Below are 19,292 nucleotides of genomic sequence, written 5' to 3' on the forward strand. Positions count from 1 at the left end.
CTTGAAATGCCAGAAAAGCACCTGCTCTATCTCTACGGCATCAGCGCCAAAGCTCCGAAGCTGAAGGTGCCAACTTCGATCGACGGCGCCTCCCCTTTAGAGCACCTCGAAGCCGCCGGCCTCACCGCCTGGTACAGCCGAGTTTCGCCCGTCGAGTTCGGCGAGCGGCTAGCTGCGAACATGGAGAACCTCGAGTGGCTTTCGGCAGTGAGCGTCCGTCATCAAAGAACCGTCGCCCAGATCTCCGAAGCAGTCACTCTGCTCCCTGCCCGATTTGGAACTGTATTCAAAACCGAGAAATCGCTCGCCGACCACATCCGCGAGCAGAAGGACCAACTCGAACAAAAGCTCGCCCGCATCGACGGTGCAGAGGAATGGGGAGTGAAGGTATTTCTGAACACTGCCGCGCCGGCTGCAGAGATCAACGTAGCCTCCGGACGCGACTACCTGCGCGCCAAATCGGCGGCGACCCAGGTAAAGCGCCGCACCGAACTCGACCCCGAAGTGGCGGAGTTCGCTCGCGAACTCCAATCCATCGCTGCTGATTCTGCTCCAACCGGCAAAGTCAGCTCCAGCCAGCCAAAACTCGAATGGCAGGCAACGTTCTTAGTACGAAAGAAGGATCGCCCAAAATGGGACAAGGCCCTAAAGAAGTATGCCACCCGCTGGGCCGACCGCCGCGAAATTCAATGCACCGGACCTTGGCCGCCGTATTCGTTCGTGTAGCCAGGAGCAAACGGAATCGCCGCAGCCGGTAGGCGGTGCCGGAGATGGCCGTATAGACGGCCTCCGGCTCTGAGTTGGTAGAACCGGCAATCTATGACTGTTCTTTTGCGCGAGAATTTGTCAACAAGCCTACGATGGAATGTGCAATTGCGCATCGGCAAGATCGAGTTGACGGCGCGACCTGCTCATCCGAACAATAGCTCCGCCAACCACGATTGCGCACAGACCTGCGAAGTACCATGCGATCCCCCAAAAAAAGATATGCCGACCTATAAGCGCCACGACGAGATAGCCGACAACAGCCATTGCGCCGAGGACGAGACTTAGAGTCGTTGTGGCGAGCATCTCCCTGCCTCTACTCGCAAACCCGACGAAGGATCCCACCAGCGTCGAAGCAATGAGGTTTCCGATCAACATTCCCCTTGCCGCCAGAAACAGGTAAAGTTTGAAATGATTCGACCAGTACAAGAGGTATTTGTCGGTAGCAGCGGACAGTGCCTTGTCGAGCAAGCCATGCAAAAAGCCATTTAGGAGCCAGCCGCCGAGTATTGCGGCGATCATCGACCAGTGCGCGGCGCGGTATCCAGCCATTGCAAAATTTGCGATTGTCTTAAGTGTCTGTCGCCAGTACCAGCTTCGTGCGAAGGCAACTCCCGAGTGCGAGCACAGGTGGGAGTATTCCTCCAGCAGATCACCCAATACACACTCCGCTTCTTTGGAAGGGCTAAATAGAGTGATCAGCCATGCAGCCAGATGAGGCGGGCAGGTCGAATCAGTTTGGAAAATCATGAATAACTCCCGATTAGATCGAGTCCCTGAGTCAGACTCCGGAGTGCACGTTGTGTGCGGTTCACAGCCGCCATTCCCTTAGCTGTCACCTGAAAAAAGCGCTTCGACCGACCACCACGCTCTGGGGTAGGATCCCCGCTGCGCGATTTAACGTACCCTTTTATTTCTAATCGATCGAGAGTCGCATACACGGCACCAATGGACACCTCCCGCTTGGTTCGCAAATCGATCTCTTGTCGCACAGTAACGCCATAAGCGCGATCTTCGAGGCGCAAAACTGCCAGAAGAACGATGTGTTCGAATTCACCGAGAAAATCGTGAGTAGGCATTACCTATACATTATAGAAGAAAGTGGCGTACCAAAGTCAAAGACCTGCGCGTTTCGCTGGCCGTATCGCCAGCTCAGCGCGAGTCGGTTCCGAGTTTGACGCATAGCTCGGATTCCGATATAACGTTATCCGAGCGTCTATGACCGACGACTACACACCTCACCTGCCTCTCTCACCCGCGAGCCTGCATATCTTGCTCGCCCTAGCAGGCGAAGATCGGCATGGGTACGGAATCATGCAGGATGTCGCACGTCAGTCCGAAGGACGCTACAAGCTCGGCCCTGGCACGCTTTATGACAACCTGCAGAAGTTAACAGAACAGGGGCTGATCGAGACGGTGTCCTCGCGCGGAGCGAGTGAGGATCCGCGAAGGAAGTACTATCGGCTGACCCGGTTCGGACGTGGTGTACTCGAGGCGGATGTCGCGCGCCTGGAGCGCGTACTGCGCGAAGCGCGAGCACATGCTCTTGTACCGAAGCCGCGGAGGGCGACCTGATGCGGCAGCTCTATTTGTTTTTCCTGGATCTGCATCCAGACGAGTTTCACTCGGAATACTCGAAGGAACTTCTCTGGATCTTCGATGAGGAAGCCGCGCGCGGTGCAAGCAAGCTCAACCTGCTTTTCGACATCATCAAGTCGTTCGCACGCCAGTGGATTCTTCGCCGCGCCGCATGGAAGTGGGCGATCGGGATTGCGATTGGAGCGCTGCAGGTGGCGGTCGCGCTGGCAGGAGTCTTCGCAGCTAACCATCGTCATTGAGAAAGTTGGCGACTCTATGCTCGAGTTGCGGCACGTTACGAAACTCTACGCGGCGATTCCCGCCGTCTCTGACGTCAGCTTCATAGCACCTGCCGGAGAAGTAACCGGCTATCTCGGGCCAAATGGATCAGGCAAATCGACAACGCTGAAGATGATCGCCTGTCTGATCGACCCCAGCGAAGGCCAGATTCTTTTTCGTGGTGAACCGATCAGCCGCAATCGCATCAAGTACCGGCAATCCTTCGGATACGTTCCCGAAGAGCCGCAACTGTATCCACACCTCACCGGCGAAGAGTACATCCGCATGGTGGGCGAGCTGCGGGGGATTCCTGAGCAGCAGTTAGAAGCGCGGCTAAACGGATTCCTGCGCCTGTTCTCGCTCGAAGACAACCGTCACGTCGCGATCTCTTCTTACTCAAAGGGCATGCGCCAGAAGGTCTTGTTGTCTTCTGCTCTTCTCCACAATCCCGATCTCATCCTGCTCGACGAGCCCTTTTCGGGACTCGATGTGAACTCGGCGATGATCTTGAAAGATCTAATCCGCCAGCTCGCGGCACGCGGCAAAGTCGTGCTGTTCAGCTCGCACGAACTCGAGACGGTCGAGCGCGTTTGCTCGCGCGTGATCATCCTGCACAAAGGGCATCTGGTCGCAAACGATTCCATCGAGAAGCTGCGGACGCTGATGTCGCTTGCGTCGCTGGAAAAGATTTTTGCGCAACTCGCGGTGGAGCAGGATCCGAGCGAAGTGACACGAGAGATCGTCGAACTGATGGAGACGTAGTCATGCTCAGCGAGGCGAAGCAGGTCAAGATTCTGTTCCGCGCTTTCCTCAGCCGCATTCTCGATTTCGAGTTGCTGTCGAACGGCGCCGAATCGCAAAACCTGCTCGTCCAATTTGCGGCGCTGCTGGGAGCTTTTAGCTTCGTTCTTACGATTCTTCTGGTCCCTCGCTACGGTACATCAACACAATCGCATGCAGCGCTCATCGTGAACGCCTGGCACGACGAAGAGTTCCTGATCGCCACGACGATTGCAGTCTCTGCTTTCTTGATGGTGCTTTCTTGGGATACTTTGATTCCTGATCGGCGCGACTGCATTGCGCTTGGAGTTCTACCGGTTCGCAGCCGCACAATCCTGCTGGCGAAACTTGCGGCGATTGGCAGCGCGACCGGCGCGGCGGTGGTGCTGGTAAACATCTTCACCAGTTTCTGCTATCCGCTCGTCCTGCTTCCGAGTGCCGGCGGATTCTTCACTCTGCTGCGCACATTCCTTGCGTATTGGATCACGATGCTTGCAGCGGGAATCTTTATTGCCTGCGCCGTTCTTTCCATTCAGGGAATTCTCACCCAGGTACTTCCTCAGCGTCTCTTCTTCCGAATCTCAGGATTGCTGCAGGTCACTGTCTTCTTCTTCGTACTGGCGATCTATTTCTTGAAGCCGCCCTTAGCCACGCCGAGGGACCTGTTTGCTTCTCGCCCGAGCCAGTGGCTGCTGTGGACGCCCTCGTACTGGTTCTTCGGGCTCTTTCACAAATTGAACGGATCTGCGCCCGGACGCGCATTCAATTGGCTAGCCCTCCGCGCAATATGGGCGCTGCTGGCCTCATTGCTCGGTGCGGCAGTGGCCTACGCTCTAAGCTACGCGCGGACGATGCGCCGCATTGTCGAGCAGCCTGACATTCTGCCAGCAGAACGGAGCCACGGCACTGGGATGCTTGTGCGATGGTTACAGCGGAGAGCATTCAGGAAACCGCTTCAACGCGCACTCGTGCTCTTTACGGCGCGCACACTGGCGCGCAGTAGACAGCATCGCTTGTTGATTGCGTTCTATTTCGGTATCGGAGTTGCCATAGCGCTCGCGTACTTCAATACGTTTCGGGAGAGCAACGTGCAGGAAAGATTGCCTATACATGCGTTTATCACGGCCAGCCTCTTCCTGCTGTTTTTCGCGATTCTCTCCGTCCGTGCGTCCTTTGTTCTTCCACACACGCTGCGGGCGAACTGGGTCTTCCGTACCACCCTGGTCCACCGGCCATCGGAGTACCTGAACGCGGTGCGTAGCTCGTTGTATTTGATTTCTGCCTTCCCGATTTGGATCGTCTGCGCCGTTCTGTTTGCCGGCATGTGGTCCGGCCGGCCTGCACTCGAACACATTCTCGTGTTGATCCTGATCGGAGTCTTCATGGTTGAACGATCACTCAACGGTTTTCGCAAAATACCGTTCGCGTGCTCATACCTGCCGGGAAAGGCGAACCTGAAGGTCACGCTGGCGCTGTACGGATCGATCATCTTTTTCGGAATGAATGCCCTGGGTGCAATTGAAACCTGGACATTGAATCGCCTGGTTGCGTACGTCGTCGTGTTAATTGTTGTGGCTGCATTCGCGGCAGTAGCCTTTCATCGCAGAGCGGAATTCGCCAATGCTCCTCACATCTCGCTCCAATTCGACGATGTTCCGCCTGACTCCTTCTTCTCGCTCGATCTGGCGGGCGATCGCGATCTCACGAATGATGATGAGAACGTAGATTCGCAAGCCGCTGGAGCGACGCGGAAGCAACCCTCATAGACTTCGACGCAAGAAGAGATTCTTACAGCGTGTTTCCAGGCGATCTAGTCCACCTCTCCTATCTCTCGAGCTTATTTGGATTTCTGGAGATTGTTCCCGGCGATGCTCTCAATCATTTGTCATCCTGAAGGCCATCTTTTGGCCGAAGGATCTCCCGGGATGTTTCGGCTTGAAATGCTTTAGAGTGGCTCTCTACGAGAAACGCTATGTTCATTGGCCAAGAGCCCGGGAGATCCTTCGCGCAAAAGAGCGCTTCAGGATGACAGACGTTAAAAGCATCGGCGAAAAATAGCCGCTTAATAGCGAGAATAGATAACATTTTGTCACTGAGCCGGTGGACATCTGGGTCGGATACATTGCTGTCGCCAGAGCGCAGAAACTTCGCATTTGCTGTGCAATAAAAGGACTGAATGCTCGATTACTCCCGTCGTCTGCGACTCGAAGTCCTTCTCTTCCTGATTGCTGCTGTTCCTTTGTTCGCTCAAGCTCCTCGATTTCAGGTAGTCGGCTATTATGCCGAGCGCCACGCTGTTTCTGGCGACTATCCACTCAAACAATTTGCCGAAAATGGCGCCGCGGGGATTCTCACTCAACTCGACTACGCCTTTGGCAAAGTCGCGAAGAAACGATGCGAAGTTCCTAATCCCGATGTCGAGTTGAAAAAGCAGTTTCCTGCGGAGCAGACTGTGGATGGGACAGCCGATTCCTCCGACTCGAATCAGCTCCATGGCACTTTTCACCAGCTTCAGGAGCTCAAGAAGAAGTTTCCCAAATTGAAAATCCTGATCTCGCTGGGCGGCTGGGCGAATTCCGATGGATTTTCTGACGCGGCGCAGCCGGCCAACGTGCGCGATTTTGTGCGGTCCTGCGTGGATATCTACATCAAGGGCAACTTCGCTCCGGGCATTCATGCGCCGGGAGTTTTCGACGGCATCGATATCGATTGGGAATATCCGGTGGACGGAGGCATGATTCCCGGCCGTCCGGAAGACACGAAGAACATGAATGCCATGGCGGCTGAGTTTCGGCGTCAGCTCGACGCGGTTCGTCCTGGGTTGTTGCTCACGGCGGCCATTCCAGCAGGCTCGGAAGATTACAAGCACTTCGATCTGAAAACGCTTAGCCGGTACATGAACGATCTCTCGATCATGGCTTATGACCTTCACTGGAACGGCGAGAAGACCACGAACCTGCACAGCGCGCTCTTCCACGATCCGGCGGATCCTTCGAAGCCTCCGATGGACACACATTACGGCGCGCACGCCGTCGAGGATTTCCTTCGCGCCGGTGTTTCGCCGCGCAAGATTGTCTTTGGCGTTCCCTTTTACGGAAAAGGCTGGACTGGCGTGAGCGACACCAATCATGGTCTCTATCAACCAGCCAAGGATGCGTCGAAACTTCCGCCGGAGTATCGCAACCTGAAAACACTGCCTGCGAGCGCTGATCGCCAGTACTATGCCAAGCTCGCGACATGCTCGATTTGGAACGACGACGAATTCTTCAGTTATGACTGTCCGGAGGCAATGCAGGCGAAGCTCAAGTATGTGCGCCAACACCATCTCGGAGGGGTGATGTTCTGGGAGATGGGCCAGGACACGCTGGATGCGGAGCTGTTGCGGGCACTGGCTGGCGGTAGTCGGATGCCTCCGAGCAATAGCAGAGGCAATAGGCAATAGGCAGTAGGCAACAACACAAAAAACCATTCACAAAGCAAGGTTGCACCGTACCGAACCGACTTTCGCTGTTTGGCTTTCGCCTACCGCCTATTGCCTATCGCTTATTGCCTATCACCATGGCCAATCGCTTCGAACAGGTTCACGCGGCGCGACACACCCGTATGCACCACTTCTATTAGAATCAACGCTTCATGCTTCGTTTCTGCACAGCCGGTGAATCTCATGGAGAAGCCCTGATCGCGGTGATCTCGGGCATTCCTGCGGGGATCGAGATCGATCAGGAGTTCGTGAACCACGAGCTGTGGCGGCGTCAGCAAGGCTATGGCCGTGGCGGGCGCATGCGCATCGAGCGCGATACGGCACATTTCATCTCCGGGGTACGGCATGGCAAGACGATCGGCTCTCCGATTTCGCTGCGCATTGAAAACCGCGATTGGAAGAACTGGGAAGAGGTTCTGCCCGTAGGCGCAGGTGATCCGGCGAAGCACAAACGAGTCTCATCGCCCCGTCCTGGTCACGCTGACTTGGCGGGAGCGCTCAAGTACAACCTTCCCGAAGCGCGATATGTACTGGAACGAGCTTCGGCGCGGGAATCGACGGCTCGCGTTGCAGTTGGTGCCGTGGCAAAACTGCTGCTCAAGAGCATTGAGGTAGAAGTACTCAGTCACGTAATCGCTGTGGGCAAAGCGAATTACGACGGCATTCCCGATTGGGAACAGGTGCGGGCTCTCGCGCGAAAAGAAGAAGTCCTGCTGGGATGCGCCGATGTCGAAGCCGAGCAGCGCATGAAAGCCGAGGTCGATCAGGCGCTGCGAACGGGTGACTCAGTAGGGGGCATCTTCGAGGTGATCGGTCATCACGTTCCTCCCGGATTGGGAACGTACTCGAATTGGGACGAGCGTCTCGACGCCCAGCTTGCTGCCGCCGTCATGTCGCTGCAGGCGGTGAAAGCGGTCGAGATCGGACGCGGGGTTACGGCGGCAGTTTCGTTCGGCTCACAGGTCCACGATGCGATCGGTTATTCCGGCGAAAAGAATGGTGACGATCGTTTCACTCGCTTCACACGCGCTCGCAACAATGCCGGCGGGATCGAAGGCGGCATCTCTAATGGAGAAGATATCGTCGTTCGCGGCTACCTCAAGCCGATTTCCACGCTGCGGCGTCCGCTGGAATCTGTCGACTTCGCTACACGCGAGCCGGTGAAAGCTGCCTACGAGCGGTCGGATGTCTGCGTGGTGCCAGCAGCGGGAGTTGCCGCAGAAGCGATGGTCGCGCTGACTCTGGCGCGCGTTGCGTTGGAGAAATTCGGCGGAGATTCGGCGACCGAGCTCGAACGGAATTACAAAAGTTATTGCAAGCAGATCGCGGAGTATTAAACGAACGCAATAAGCAGTAAGCAATAGGCAGTAAGCAATGGGCAATACGTCGGTTTATTGAAGCCTACTGCCTATCGCCTATCGCCCGCACCCCTCGATCGATGAGGACCTCGACGACTACAAAATGATCTATCCCATCGTGAAGTATGGCGATCCCGTTCTGGATAAGCCCGCCGCCACAGTCACGGTCTTTGACGAACAACTCACGAAGCTGATCGACGACATGTTCGAGTCCATGTACGCCGCCCATGGCGTAGGGCTGGCCGCACCCCAAATTGGGATTTCCAAACGCATCGCCGTAATCGACTGCTCATTCAAGGAAGATCCCGGGGCAAAGCTAGTAATCATCAATCCTGAGATCGTCCGCAAAGAAGGCCGCCAGACGCATAGTGAAGGCTGCCTTAGCCTCCCGGATTTTCGCGAGAACGTGACGCGCGCGATGAAGTGCACGGTGCGGGCGCAGGACGTCGAAGGCAAATGGTTCGAGTCTGACGGTGAAGAGTTGCTCGCGCGCGCCATGCAGCACGAAACCGATCACCTGAATGGAAAGTTGTTCATCTCACATATCAGCGCACTCAAGCGGGACCTCATCAAACGCAAAATTCGAAAGCTGCAGAAAGCCGGAGAGTGGTAGCGAATCAGGAGAGCTAACACTTAGGTGACCTTTGGTTGCCGACAGTGGGACGAAACGCGCGCCGCATATGGCAGACTCTGACTCAACTCAGATAAGTGAGTTTCAAAGTGAGCCTTCTGTCTTCGCGAAGGGTTTGGCGCTGGTTTGCTGTCGTTGCGATGCTCGCTGCCGGCACGTGGCTCATGGCTACCCGGTTCCGAGAACCTCGACCGCCACAAACGGCGCGGGCCATAGCAACGCTTCGAGTCGAGGCGACACCCAAGTCTCAGCCGCCACCTCAGCAGCCGCTTCCGGCGCCCCCTGCAGCACAACCGATCTCCCCGGCAGCGGCAGAAATGGATGAACAAGAGCCGGATGCCTGCGAGCCTCCAACGGGAAGAGAAATTGCAGGCTTGCTGATCAAAGAGCTGGAGAAGGACTTTCCCAATTTGGGTAACCTTGTCGTGCCCGAAGATACGAAGGCGAGTTTTGATCAAAGATTCTCGATGTTAATTCAGATCTTGCAAGATGCCGGCAACGCCTCGGCCGACCGAAAACCTGTACTGTTGCTCGCAGCCAACCAGGTTGCTGCCAATCTTTTTTTTCCTTTCACCTATCCACCGACTCCCGATATGACACAGAAGATCGATCAGCTCAAGAGCTATGGCTTAACCGTCTCATGGGCGGAGCTGGGGGGCAGCTATGAATATCAGAACGACTTGCTGTGGGTCCTGTGGCGTGATTACCCCGACACGCCCAGTGGGGAGGATGCATTCGTTCTGCTGCTAAAGCATGGCTGGGATACCAGCAGCGTTTGCGCGAAAGGCAGTGATCAGTTTCGCGATGTGATTCGCGAGGGCGAAGCATTCCTCAAACAGCATCCTGAGAACGCGCACGCGGCGACAGTTGATTACGATCTTGCGCAGGCCTATGAAACCTGGTGGTCGTTGGGGAAGGCGCCACAGAATAACGAAGAGGAAGTAGAGCCGGAGCGGTATGTCGATGGCGCGAGCGTCGGCGAACGAGCTCTGGATTACTACAACCAGCTCACCCAGAAATATCCGCAGAGCACTGAATCCGCATGCGCCAAACAGTCGATCGATCTGCTGCGCCAGGGGAAGGATACGCGGCAGAGGCGCTACTTCTGCATTTACGACTAGGATCTCTAGAACCTTCCATATTCAGCGTTTAACCTACCTTGGAGCATCGGGCTTAATCTGCTCTTTATCGTCCGTTTTTGCTCGACTCTCGCCGTGGCGGATTGCAAACTGATGGGCAGCTCATACGTCTTTTAGCCTATGCAGACGAGCAGCTCAGTTCTCCTGTCACCGATTCCCGGACGCGAGATTCTCTTTACCTCCTCGACGGACCGGGTGCGCGTGACCTTGATGTCGGATGAACCTGGGCTGGTGGAATTCGGCGGTTCGGCTCGGACGATTGTTTCAATCCACGTCGGACCTGCCGCCGTGATGACGTGCCGCCGCGGTGGCGTGTCCCATACCGGGAATGCCGTGCACGGTGATATTGACGTAATTCCGCCGTTTCTCCCCGGCACTTGGGAACTCAAGCACAAAGACACCGCTCTCGTCGTTGGCCTTGAGCCGGAGCTCTTGCAACGTGCGGCAGAGGAACTCGACGCCGATCCCGGCAGAGTTGAAATCAGAAACCGATTTCAGACTCGCGATACCAGCCTGGAACACATTGCCTGGGCGCTGAAGGCGGAGATGGAAACTGGATGTCCAGGCGGGCGCCTATACATGGACAGCCTGGCAACGGCATTGGCGTTGCAGCTGGTGACGAACCATAGTTCGCTGCAGACTTCTCCAAACCTCAACGGCGGACTATCCCCCCACAAGCTCAAACAGGTTCTGGCGTTTATCGAGGAGAACCTCGGGGCCGATCTTTCCCTGCAATCGATTGCCGATGTCGCGGGCCTGAGCGTTTCTCACTGCAAGGTTCTATTTCGCAAGGCGGTTGGTGTACCGGTGCATCAGTACGTGATCCGGCGAAGGATTGATCGGGCGGCAGAGCTGCTGCGCAAAGGCGACTTGCCGGTCAGCCAGGTAGCGCTCGAGACTGGGTTTGCGCACCAGAGTCATTTGGCGGCGCAGATGAAGCGAGTCCTCGGGATTTCGCCCAAGTCTCTGAAGCGATAGTTTTCGTCGGAATCTGTTCGATTTCCAGCCGATTCTGCGCGATTACGTTCGAAGTTTTGTTCATGCTGTGCGACGTGGGACGGAGTTCCAGCGCGTAATGCGCTGCGCAGGAGCGCTTGCGCGCTGGCTCCGACTCCGACCGAGGAGCCTTGAAATGGAGGACAAGAATAGTCAGCCCAGAATGGGAATGGCTATTTTCTGGGGTGGACTCATTTGCGGAGTTCTCGACATCGCCTATGCTTTTGCACTTTATGGCGCCAGAGGCGTTCCGCCGCTACGCTTGCTGCAAGGAATCGCCAGAGGCCTGGTCGGTCCGGCTGCGCTTCGCGGCGGCGGGGCGACTGCCCTGCTTGGATTGCTTCTGCACTTCACCATCGCCTTCGGCGCAGCCGTGACCTATTGCCTTGCGAGCCGAAAACTCACGTGGATGATTCGCCGGGCGTTCTACTCTGGTCTGTTCTTCGGCGTTGCTGTTTATCTGTTCATGAACTTCGTCGTAATCCCGTTATCCGCGATTCACCGATGGCCAGTGATTGGAATGTTGTTCGTCGTCAATTTGGTCGAGCACATGCTCATTGTCGGACTACCCATCGCACTCGCCGCTCGCAAGTTTATGGGAATAGCAAACGTGGAGGTTGTTCCCGGCACCGCTCGTGGCGCATCGCAATCCGCGTAAGTTAATCAAGGTACATCGTGCGGCGCACTCTGCTGCATGTGAAACGGGCCGAAGTGCAAGCTCGACAGTCGGCACAGCGAACACGAGTCCTGCGTTTCCCGCAAAGTCTTGTGAAGTTGCAGAACTCAGTTCATCGAGCAGGCGCCTGGGCCGCGAGGATCGCCACAGCTCCCGCATGGCGCTGGTGACGACGCGAAGCTCTTCTCCGAACTCCCCACCGCGAAGCTCGACAACTGATGCTCAAGATTCTTCCCTGAACAGGAGGGACAAACGGCAGAATCAGTTCCACGAACGACCGCTTCAAAGCGGCGCTCACAATCCTTGCAGATATACTCAAAGATAGGCATACGAAATTAGGGTACAGGGGACAGGTTACAGGGAACAGGAAAGACTCGCCAGTCCCTGAGCAATCGAGTCGGCTCGATGTTTTTCCTGTTCCCTGTTACCCGTCACCTGTAACCTCGGCATGGACATCTCTTCCGAGTTCAACTTCATTCCCCGGCGCGGGCTCCGGCACGGACATTTGCAGACGATCGCCGGCAACTTCCTGCCGCGCACCAATCTTCTTCCCCCAGGCGAGCGGCGGCGCTTTGTCGTCGATGAGCATCGCTCCGGCGCGCACATTCAGGTCGAATGCGTTTGCCACTGGCAATCGAATCGTAAGGAGGCAATGGCCGTCATCATCGTTCATGGCCTGGAAGGATCGGTTGAATCGCAGTACGTGATTGGAACCGGCAGCAAGGCTTGGGCTGCCGGCATGAGCGTCATCCGCATGAACATGCGCAACTGCGGCGACACCGAGACGCTCACTCCCACGCTCTACCACTCTGGACTATCCGCCGACGTAGGCGCAGTGGCGGAAGCGCTAATCGAAGAAGAAGGCTTGCGGCGGATTTCCATTGTGGGATTTTCCATGGGAGGGAATCTGGCGCTCAAACTGGCGGGTGAATGGAGCGATCATGCGCCGAAACAAGTAAAAGTGTTCGCAACGGTCTCACCTGCCATGGACCTTGCCGCCTCGGCCGACGCGCTGCACTCCTGGCGCAACTGGCTCTACGAGCAGCGTTTTCTCCGCGGATTACGCAAACGCTATCAGCGCAAAGCCATACTATTTCCCGACGTGTACGATCTCGCGCATCTACGCCGCTTCGCCAGCATTCGCGAGTTCGATCACGAGATCACAGCGCGCTACGAAGGCTTCGCCGGAGCAGACGACTACTACCACCGCGCAGCAGCAGCTCGTGTTTTAGAACAGATTCGCGTTCCCACTTTGGTACTTCACGCTGATGACGATCCCTTCATCCGCATCCTGCCGGAAACCCGAGCCAAGCTGGTGGGCAACCCTGCGATTCGCTTGATCGAAACTCGCAACGGCGGCCACTGCGCGTTTCTTGCCGCTCCCAACGGCTATGATGGGCGCTGGGCGGAGAGAATAGTGATCGATTTCATCAAAGAACCTGCCAGTCGGCCGTGAATTTCGGCCCGACCCGACGGAGCCTCAACACAGGAGCGTGCCTTTGCGGGTTTTGAAAGCAGGTAAGTTACAATCGGATTAGTCGGGGCGTAGCGCAGCCTGGTAGCGCATCTGCTTTGGGAGCAGAGGGTCGTGGGTTCAAATCCCTCCGCCCCGACCAGCAATCCAGCTATCAGTCAGCTGCCAACACCAATCTCCACATCAGTTCGGCTCTCCGCTGACGGGAAGGTCGTAATCCGCTTTGGGCAGCAGTCGGTCACGGTCGTAGGGCAAGGCCTCGTGCGGGGGTATAGGATCGTTGGGCCAATCCCTATGCCAGTCGCGGCGCCAGGCTTCATCAGCGTAGTACTTGAGGTAGAGCTCAGTATCCTCGGCGCTCCAGCCGCCCAGGATTTCGATGTGCCAGGCCCCATTTGCAGACGCCGGCAACATCGGAGTTTCCTCGCGCAGGGATTCGGTCCAGAGATGCGTATAGAGTTCGCGGTCGCTGAGATGGTCTGTTTGTGAGATGAATACTCGAAGCAACGCGAGCTTATGGATCACCTCCCAAAGCTTTGCCGTGAGTTCCTCGTCATTCAACGAATCCGGTGCGGGAAGCGACACGCCAGCATCCTCCAGCTGCTGAAAGTTCGTGGTCAATGGAGCTTCCTCGTAGTCGACCACGTACTTCCAGAATGACTCCTCCAATTCCGCCGGGCAGTCATCCATTGTGCCCACTTCCATCTCGCCGCCACAAAGCTCTTCTGCACGGCGCTTCAAGTCCTCAATCCGTTTTTCTTGGTCGTCGTTGTCTTCCAGCTTTGCCAAAATTACCTCCCCCTGCGGCGGCATAGCGCTCCGAGCTTGCCTAATCCGGGCGCTAATGCTACGCGAATCTCGGCCGCTTTTACAAGCAAGAGAACTGCCTTCAAAGCAACTGTTCCAGCGCTGGGCCTTGCCTGCCGAATGGGCTGTTCCGACATCGAGAAACATATGCTCGGACCGCTCTGGACTATCGCTTTGCCAGCTCAACAGAGCTCTAGTTGCACTTTGCGATAGCCGGCAATCAGCTCAAAATCAGCATGATTTGCGGTCACGAGACGCGCTCCTGCAGATCTGGCGGTCAGTGCGATCAGGAGATCAAAGTGTAAATCGCGAAGCTTTTCCGCATGGAAGACCTTGTCGGCACGAATCCTGCTAAGCAGCGTCCTGATTCAAGCCAGTTCTGCTCGGTTCGGCGTCAAGATTGGATGGTTCCGAGCAAGTCGTTCGACAAATTCGTGCTCTGACAGCTTAGTGGCTCCCCGGCTTAGCTCTGCGAGCACTACGGCTGAATTTCGCACCAGGCCGGTCGTTGCTGCGAGGCGCTGCTCGTGTCGGCCTGTACGGAGATGATCGATAAATATTGAAGTATCGAAGACAACGAAATTACTCATCGTAGCCGGAAAATTCGAGCTTTCCGCCGTACTTCGACATCAGCTTCTTGAAACGCTTAAGAGCAACGATCTCGCGCAGCGCGGCGTGAACAGCTTCCGTTCGGGATTTGACGCCCAAAACCTCGGCTGCCTCATCTGCCAGTCGCTTATCGAGCCTAATAGATGTAAGAGCCACTGCCATATGTTCTGTCTAAATGTATATACATACTACCAACACCATATATATCAATTCAATAGTAGCGACGGATATGTTGCCACGGACACACCGAAAAAAGCTTCTCTGCGGAACTCGAAAGGCAAAGGGTTGACGGGCTGTTAAATGATATCGTGATATCATATAATCTATGGCAAGTCGAAAAGCTAAAGCGCAACTTGTTGTTCGCAATCTCGAGCCGGAGACTAAACGCCGTCTGCAGAAGCGCGCGGCCCGCCACGGCCGAAGTATGGAAGACGAGGTCCGTGACATACTGCGCAACGCCGTCAAGGAGAACGCCGAGGCTACCGGTGGTCTGGGGACTGCTATTGCTCGTCTGTTCGCTGATTGTCGCCTGGATTCAGAAATTCCCGAATTACGGGGTCACGCGATCGAAACGGTCAGGTTCGACGAATGATCATTCTCGATACGAATGTAATCTCCGCTCTAATGCGCCACCCAGCCGATGGGCAAGTGATTGCCTGGCTCGACCGGCAACCGCGTTCCTCGATTTGGACAACATCCATCACGCTGCTGGAGCTCCATTACGGTTTGCAAATCATTGCATCTGGCCGCAAGCGCTCGGCACTGATGCAGCGGCTCGAGACCCTGGTAACAGAAAACCTCGATAGAAGAATTGCGGCCTTTGACGCAAGCGCTGCTGAACACGCCGCCGATCTCATGGCGGGCAGAAAGAAAGCCGGACGTCCAGTAGAACTGAGAGACACAATGATCGCCGGAATTGCTCTCGCGTCGAATGCGGCCTTGGCCACCCGCAATAAACCCCACTTCGACGATCTTCCCGTTCCCATAATCGATCCGTGGATGACGAAACTTTAGTTTCGGCTCGGTTAGCGGTTGTAAACCGGAATTGGACCACGCAATTCTCTCCAGACTTCATCGCACGCTTTGACCACATCTTCTGGCAAACGTCCTTCTTCACACGCCGCGAGGTTCTGGGCGAGTTGCTCCGGACGCGATGCGCCGAGGATCACGCAATCGCTCGCGGTGTGATGCAGGAGCCAGTTGAAGGCAATGCTGATCAGCGAGCGTCCCGATTTCTCCGAAATGACTTTCAGTTTCTCGACCGCTTCAAAGTCCTGCTTGTGCCAGTAGCGGTCCTGATAGAGCTTGTTGTTGTCGAACCGCGTGCCCGGAGTGACCGTCTGCATCTGGTGCTTGCCGGTAAGCAGGCCGGCCGCGAGCGGGTTATAGACGATGTTGGATAACCCGTAGTGCTTGGTCATCGGCAGCCATTCCTGCTCGATGCCGCGCGCCAACAGGTTGTACATCGGTTGCGTGATCACCGCCGGCTTGTAGTTCTTCTTCTCGGCGATCCAGAGCATTTCGACCTGCTGCCATGCAGCGTAATTGGAAGTAGCCGGATAGCGAATCTTGCCTTGCTTCACCAGCAATTCGAGCGTGTCGAGCGTTTCCTCAGTCGCGACGTCGTAATCGGGATAATGCAGATAGTAGATGTCGAGATAGTCGGTCTGCAGCCTCTTCAGGCTCTCCTCGACTGCGCGCAGGATGGCTTTGCGCGAGAGGCCGCTCTGGTCGGGGCCGTCTCCCATTTTGAAACGGACCTTGCTGGCCAGGATGAGGTTCTTGCGGCGCCCTTTCAAAGCCTCGCCGAGCATGGTTTCAGCAACACCAAGCTGATACATGTTGGCGGTATCGAAGAAATTGATACCGGCCTCGATGCATTGATCGACCATGCGCGTCGAGGTCGCCTGATCCGCAGGTTTGCCGAATGTCATGGTGCCGAAGCAAAGGCGGGAGATATTCAGGTCAGTACGATTGAGCTTCTTGAACATCATCGGGCAGGAGTGCTCGCTTTCCGGTTATGAATGGCCTCGTTTAATTGTTTAAGAATCGTCTGCGCGCCGATCCGCAGACACGCAATGTCGTTGCCGCAGAAAAGCAGGTCGATTCCCTGGTCGACCCAGAACTGCACGTCAGGGAGAGGAGCGCCGACCGCGACCAGTTTGTCGTGCTTCCGCGCACTGCGCAGAATCTTCTGAATCGCTTCGGCCACTTTCGGGTGCGTTGTCTGGCCGGGCACGCCAAGACTCGCGGAAAGATCCGCTGGGCCGATGAAAATATCGATGCCATCGATCACGCAGAGTTCATCGACGCGATTTACCGCCTCCTCAGTTTCAATCTGGATCATCAGGCAAAGTTCAGAGTTGACCTTCTGCTGAGCGGCGGGAAGGCTGTCGGTGATTCCATAATCGAGTGCGCGAGGAACGCTGAAATATCCGCGCGCGCCTGCCGGCCGAAAACGGGCGTGCTGGGTGAACGCGCGCACGATCTCCGGCGAGTCAGCCATTGGCAGGTCGAGGATGTCCGGTCCGCACTCGGCCGCCTTGAGCACGCTCTCGCGGCGATTGTCGGGGATGCGAATCATCGTGAGCATCCCAGCGCCCGAAGCAATGCGACACAGATTGGCTGCTTCGGCGAACGTAATGTGCGCGTGCTCCATCTCGATCCAGAGCACGCGAAAGCCAAGCTTGGCTGCGATCTCGACAAAGATCGGATCGTAGAAATATGCAGCGATGCCCAGCAGAGGTGCGCCGGATTCTTTAACTGCGCGGCTCACGCGCGTTGTTCTTTTTTCACTCATCGAATGGTCGCCCGGTGACAGGAATCGTGTGATGTGGATAATGTTCGGTGCACGCTGGCTTCATCGGTTTTATTCAGCAGAATGCCGGGTTCAAGTCCGGAACAGCAGAGAATATCAAGACGGAGGTTTTCGGTTTTTGGAAGATGAGACTCTAGTTCGGGAAAGGCCGAATTCATTTGCAACGAGCCCTTCTACTTTCTGTCATCCTGAAGCGCATCCTTTGCGCGAAGGATCTCCGATGATGCTTCAGGCTGAAATGCCCTTGAGAGGCCCTTCGGCCGAGCGGTCGTGACGGTATGGTGAAGGAGCCACTCGAATGCGATCAAGTCAGATGCCTTTACGGGAGATCCTTCGCGCAACAGAAGCGCTTCAGGATGACAGAACCGAAAAACATCGACATCCACAGAATGAATCTACAAAAACGCTGAAATCCCCAGTTTTACGCTGAGGCAAACGTTGTCATCGACCATCACCCCGGCTCCCGCTAGCACGCAGGATCAACGTTGGCTGCGCATTCTCACCGTTTCGTTCGTCATGTACACCATCTCGTACATCGACCGCACCAACGTGTCGATGGCGCTGCCGCAAATGAGCGCGCAGTTGCACATGGATCCGCAGCAGGCGGGAGATGCGGTGGGCATCTTCTTCTGGGGATACCTTTTCCTCCAGATGCCTGCCGGACATCTCGCGCAAACCTGGAGCGCGAAACGCGTTGTGGCCATTCTGCTGGTTGCCTGGGGACTCTGTTCGATTGCAACTGGCCTCGTGAACACGGCGCGCGAGTTCTGGATCATGCGTCTCGTTTTGGGACTGGCAGAGGGCGGAGTCTGGCCGGCGGTGCTGGTATTGGTTGCGCATTGGTTTCCGCGCCATGAGCGAGCGCGCGCGAACGCCTACTGGATGTTGTGCCTTCCGCTCTCGGTCGTGATTTCCTCACCGTTCTCCGGATGGCTGCTGAAGCACTGGAACTGGCGAGTGCTGCTGATCGTCGAAGGCGCCTTTCCGTTCCTGTGGCTGCTCATCTGGCTGGCGATGATCGACGACTATCCCAAAGATGCGAAATGGATCTCGGCGGGCGAGCGCGACTATCTCGAAACCACCCTCGCTCAGGAAGCCGCCGAGGCAAGAAGCGCGGAACGCACAGGATACCTGGCTACGCTGCTTTCCCCACAAGTGCTGCTCTTGATCGTGATTTATTTCATGCGCAATTTCGGCAGTTACGGATCGCTGTTCTGGCTGCCATCCGCCCTCGAAAAAGCCAAGAATCTCAGCGAGCTCACGCTGGGAAACATCGTCAGCATTCCTTACATTTTGGCAGCAATCATGATGGTGGCAACCGCCAAGAGCTCCGACAGAACCGGCGAACGTCGTGCGCACATGAGCGTAACGTTCATTGTCTCGGGTGGAGCATTTTTGCTCGCGCTGGCTGTGCAGCAGCGACCATTGCTTTGCTTCTCATTACTCTCCATAGCAGTCGGCGCCGTGTACGCGTCGCTTGGACCATTTTGGGCGATCCCCACGGAAACTTTGCCGCAGAAATCAGTAGCCAGTGCAATGGGACTGATCAATGCAATTGGAAATCTCGGAGGCTATTTCGGACCGGTCGTGATCGGATATTTCCTGAAGCGCTCCGGCGGATTCGTGTATGGGTTCGGAAGCTTAGGCGCCGCGCTGCTGCTTGGGGCCGTGCTGTGCTTCTGTCTGCGCCCGGCTCAGCGACGAGCCGCTACTTGAGTCGCAACGGAGCCGTGGACAGACAGGCACAGCAAGACAATTGAACACGGAGGGCACGGAGGACGCAGAGGTAGATTCAGGCTTCGAAAAATCGCTACACACTTTCAACACTGGTCCTGGAACGGAATCAGGCTTTTTGGCGTCTTGATCCCTCTGTGTCCTCCGTGCCCTCCGTGTTCAAATTA

General features: G+C 56.2%; 21 protein-coding genes and 1 tRNA gene. 16 read left to right on the plus strand and 6 right to left on the minus strand.

Annotated elements, in window-relative coordinates:
* Positions 1-6 precede the first annotated feature (6 nt).
* Complete coding sequence (locus VFU50_17345; GenBank protein HEU5234630.1) at positions 7-726, plus strand: GvpL/GvpF family gas vesicle protein; 720 nt, start codon at positions 7-9, stop codon at positions 724-726.
* Between the two features lie 129 nt (positions 727-855).
* On the opposite strand, the gene VFU50_17350 is transcribed toward VFU50_17345, so the two are convergent.
* Together VFU50_17350 and VFU50_17355 are read right to left on the minus strand one after the other, a co-directional pair.
* On the minus strand, positions 856-1,515 hold the full coding sequence (locus tag VFU50_17350; GenBank protein ID HEU5234631.1) for a permease prefix domain 2-containing transporter: 660 nt from the start codon (positions 1,513-1,515) through the stop codon (positions 856-858).
* Positions 1,512-1,844, minus strand: coding sequence for a helix-turn-helix transcriptional regulator (locus tag VFU50_17355; GenBank protein HEU5234632.1), 333 nt, complete (start codon positions 1,842-1,844; stop codon positions 1,512-1,514). The genes VFU50_17350 and VFU50_17355 overlap by 4 nt, the downstream gene beginning before the upstream one ends.
* Positions 1,845-1,983: 139 nt before the next feature.
* Here VFU50_17355 and VFU50_17360 point away from each other — a divergent pair, with 139 nt between their 5' ends.
* The 12 genes from VFU50_17360 (at position 1,984) to VFU50_17415 (ending at position 13,299) form a co-directional block, all read left to right on the plus strand.
* Positions 1,984-2,340 carry a helix-turn-helix transcriptional regulator gene (locus VFU50_17360; protein ID HEU5234633.1) on the plus strand — a complete coding sequence of 119 codons (357 nt, stop codon included), beginning with the start codon at positions 1,984-1,986 and terminating at the stop codon, positions 2,338-2,340.
* Complete coding sequence (locus VFU50_17365) at positions 2,340-2,603, plus strand: hypothetical protein (protein HEU5234634.1); 264 nt, start codon at positions 2,340-2,342, stop codon at positions 2,601-2,603. The genes VFU50_17360 and VFU50_17365 overlap by 1 nt, the downstream gene beginning before the upstream one ends.
* Before the next feature lie 16 nt (positions 2,604-2,619).
* Positions 2,620-3,384, plus strand: coding sequence for an ABC transporter ATP-binding protein (locus tag VFU50_17370; GenBank protein HEU5234635.1), 765 nt, complete (start codon positions 2,620-2,622; stop codon positions 3,382-3,384).
* Between the two features lie 2 nt (positions 3,385-3,386).
* Complete coding sequence (locus VFU50_17375; protein HEU5234636.1) at positions 3,387-5,168, plus strand: hypothetical protein; 1,782 nt, start codon at positions 3,387-3,389, stop codon at positions 5,166-5,168.
* Positions 5,169-5,578: 410 nt separating this feature from the next.
* Positions 5,579-6,844, plus strand: coding sequence for a glycosyl hydrolase family 18 protein (locus VFU50_17380; GenBank protein ID HEU5234637.1), 1,266 nt, complete (start codon positions 5,579-5,581; stop codon positions 6,842-6,844).
* Between the two features lie 191 nt (positions 6,845-7,035).
* Entirely contained in the window at positions 7,036-8,220 is a 1,185-nt protein-coding gene (aroC, locus tag VFU50_17385) for a chorismate synthase (GenBank protein ID HEU5234638.1), read from the plus strand.
* Positions 8,221-8,344: 124 nt separating this feature from the next.
* Positions 8,345-8,854, plus strand: a complete 510-nt coding sequence (gene def / locus VFU50_17390; protein ID HEU5234639.1) for a peptide deformylase — start codon at positions 8,345-8,347, stop codon at positions 8,852-8,854.
* Between the two features lie 335 nt (positions 8,855-9,189).
* Positions 9,190-9,993, plus strand: a complete 804-nt coding sequence (locus VFU50_17395) for a hypothetical protein (protein HEU5234640.1) — start codon at positions 9,190-9,192, stop codon at positions 9,991-9,993.
* Positions 9,994-10,131: 138 nt separating this feature from the next.
* Positions 10,132-10,989 carry an AraC family transcriptional regulator gene (locus VFU50_17400; GenBank protein ID HEU5234641.1) on the plus strand — a complete coding sequence of 286 codons (858 nt, stop codon included), beginning with the start codon at positions 10,132-10,134 and terminating at the stop codon, positions 10,987-10,989.
* Positions 10,990-11,143: 154 nt separating this feature from the next.
* Positions 11,144-11,665, plus strand: coding sequence for a hypothetical protein (locus VFU50_17405; GenBank protein HEU5234642.1), 522 nt, complete (start codon positions 11,144-11,146; stop codon positions 11,663-11,665).
* Positions 11,666-12,131: 466 nt separating this feature from the next.
* Positions 12,132-13,139 carry an alpha/beta fold hydrolase gene (locus VFU50_17410; GenBank protein HEU5234643.1) on the plus strand — a complete coding sequence of 336 codons (1,008 nt, stop codon included), beginning with the start codon at positions 12,132-12,134 and terminating at the stop codon, positions 13,137-13,139.
* 83 nt (positions 13,140-13,222) lie between these two features.
* Positions 13,223-13,299 (plus strand) — tRNA-Pro (locus VFU50_17415).
* A gap of 41 nt (positions 13,300-13,340) precedes the next feature.
* On the opposite strand, the gene VFU50_17420 is transcribed toward VFU50_17415, so the two are convergent.
* Both VFU50_17420 and VFU50_17425 read right to left on the minus strand, forming a co-directional pair.
* Positions 13,341-13,946 carry a hypothetical protein gene (locus tag VFU50_17420; GenBank protein HEU5234644.1) on the minus strand — a complete coding sequence of 202 codons (606 nt, stop codon included), beginning with the start codon at positions 13,944-13,946 and terminating at the stop codon, positions 13,341-13,343.
* 600 nt (positions 13,947-14,546) lie between these two features.
* Positions 14,547-14,735 carry a type II toxin-antitoxin system VapB family antitoxin gene (locus tag VFU50_17425; GenBank protein ID HEU5234645.1) on the minus strand — a complete coding sequence of 63 codons (189 nt, stop codon included), beginning with the start codon at positions 14,733-14,735 and terminating at the stop codon, positions 14,547-14,549.
* 163 nt (positions 14,736-14,898) lie between these two features.
* Here VFU50_17425 and VFU50_17430 point away from each other — a divergent pair, with 163 nt between their 5' ends.
* Complete coding sequence (locus VFU50_17430; protein HEU5234646.1) at positions 14,899-15,165, plus strand: hypothetical protein; 267 nt, start codon at positions 14,899-14,901, stop codon at positions 15,163-15,165.
* A complete protein-coding gene (locus VFU50_17435) occupies positions 15,162-15,587 on the plus strand; it encodes a type II toxin-antitoxin system VapC family toxin (protein HEU5234647.1) in 426 nt (141 codons plus the stop codon). The genes VFU50_17430 and VFU50_17435 overlap by 4 nt, the downstream gene beginning before the upstream one ends.
* Positions 15,588-15,598: 11 nt before the next feature.
* On the opposite strand, the gene VFU50_17440 is transcribed toward VFU50_17435, so the two are convergent.
* Together VFU50_17440 and VFU50_17445 are read right to left on the minus strand one after the other, a co-directional pair.
* Complete coding sequence (locus tag VFU50_17440; protein ID HEU5234648.1) at positions 15,599-16,567, minus strand: aldo/keto reductase; 969 nt, start codon at positions 16,565-16,567, stop codon at positions 15,599-15,601.
* Complete coding sequence (locus tag VFU50_17445; GenBank protein HEU5234649.1) at positions 16,564-17,373, minus strand: aldolase/citrate lyase family protein; 810 nt, start codon at positions 17,371-17,373, stop codon at positions 16,564-16,566. Before VFU50_17445 ends, VFU50_17440 begins: the two co-directional genes overlap by 4 nt.
* 456 nt (positions 17,374-17,829) lie before the next feature.
* Here VFU50_17445 and VFU50_17450 point away from each other — a divergent pair, with 456 nt between their 5' ends.
* Positions 17,830-19,107: an MFS transporter gene (locus tag VFU50_17450; GenBank protein ID HEU5234650.1), complete on the plus strand. Its 1,278-nt coding sequence runs from the start codon at positions 17,830-17,832 to the stop codon at positions 19,105-19,107.
* Positions 19,108-19,292: the final 185 nt, after the last annotated feature.

It is taken from the genome of Terriglobales bacterium (genome assembly GCA_035764005.1).
Taxonomy (GTDB): Bacteria; Acidobacteriota; Terriglobia; order Terriglobales; family Acidobacteriaceae; genus Gp1-AA112.

Bases quoted from the DNA above. Each gene is read 5' to 3' on its own strand.
- VFU50_17345 (HEU5234630.1), top strand. From the start codon at position 7: ATGCCAGAAAAGCACCTGCTCTATCTCTACGGCATCAGCGCCAAAGCT.
- VFU50_17350 (HEU5234631.1), bottom strand. From the start codon at position 1,515: ATGATTTTCCAAACTGATTCGACCTGCCCGCCTCATCTGGCTGCATGG.
- VFU50_17355 (HEU5234632.1), bottom strand. From the start codon at position 1,844: ATGCCTACTCACGATTTTCTCGGTGAATTCGAACACATCGTTCTTCTG.
- VFU50_17360 (HEU5234633.1), top strand. From the start codon at position 1,984: ATGACCGACGACTACACACCTCACCTGCCTCTCTCACCCGCGAGCCTG.
- VFU50_17365 (HEU5234634.1), top strand. From the start codon at position 2,340: ATGCGGCAGCTCTATTTGTTTTTCCTGGATCTGCATCCAGACGAGTTT.
- VFU50_17370 (HEU5234635.1), top strand. From the start codon at position 2,620: ATGCTCGAGTTGCGGCACGTTACGAAACTCTACGCGGCGATTCCCGCC.
- VFU50_17375 (HEU5234636.1), top strand. From the start codon at position 3,387: ATGCTCAGCGAGGCGAAGCAGGTCAAGATTCTGTTCCGCGCTTTCCTC.
- VFU50_17380 (HEU5234637.1), top strand. From the start codon at position 5,579: ATGCTCGATTACTCCCGTCGTCTGCGACTCGAAGTCCTTCTCTTCCTG.
- aroC (HEU5234638.1), top strand. From the start codon at position 7,036: ATGCTTCGTTTCTGCACAGCCGGTGAATCTCATGGAGAAGCCCTGATC.
- def (HEU5234639.1), top strand. From the start codon at position 8,345: ATGATCTATCCCATCGTGAAGTATGGCGATCCCGTTCTGGATAAGCCC.
- VFU50_17395 (HEU5234640.1), top strand. From the start codon at position 9,190: ATGGATGAACAAGAGCCGGATGCCTGCGAGCCTCCAACGGGAAGAGAA.
- VFU50_17400 (HEU5234641.1), top strand. From the start codon at position 10,132: ATGCAGACGAGCAGCTCAGTTCTCCTGTCACCGATTCCCGGACGCGAG.
- VFU50_17405 (HEU5234642.1), top strand. From the start codon at position 11,144: ATGGAGGACAAGAATAGTCAGCCCAGAATGGGAATGGCTATTTTCTGG.
- VFU50_17410 (HEU5234643.1), top strand. From the start codon at position 12,132: ATGGACATCTCTTCCGAGTTCAACTTCATTCCCCGGCGCGGGCTCCGG.
- VFU50_17425 (HEU5234645.1), bottom strand. From the start codon at position 14,735: ATGGCAGTGGCTCTTACATCTATTAGGCTCGATAAGCGACTGGCAGAT.
- VFU50_17430 (HEU5234646.1), top strand. From the start codon at position 14,899: ATGGCAAGTCGAAAAGCTAAAGCGCAACTTGTTGTTCGCAATCTCGAG.
- VFU50_17435 (HEU5234647.1), top strand. From the start codon at position 15,162: ATGATCATTCTCGATACGAATGTAATCTCCGCTCTAATGCGCCACCCA.
- VFU50_17440 (HEU5234648.1), bottom strand. From the start codon at position 16,567: ATGATGTTCAAGAAGCTCAATCGTACTGACCTGAATATCTCCCGCCTT.
- VFU50_17445 (HEU5234649.1), bottom strand. From the start codon at position 17,373: ATGAGTGAAAAAAGAACAACGCGCGTGAGCCGCGCAGTTAAAGAATCC.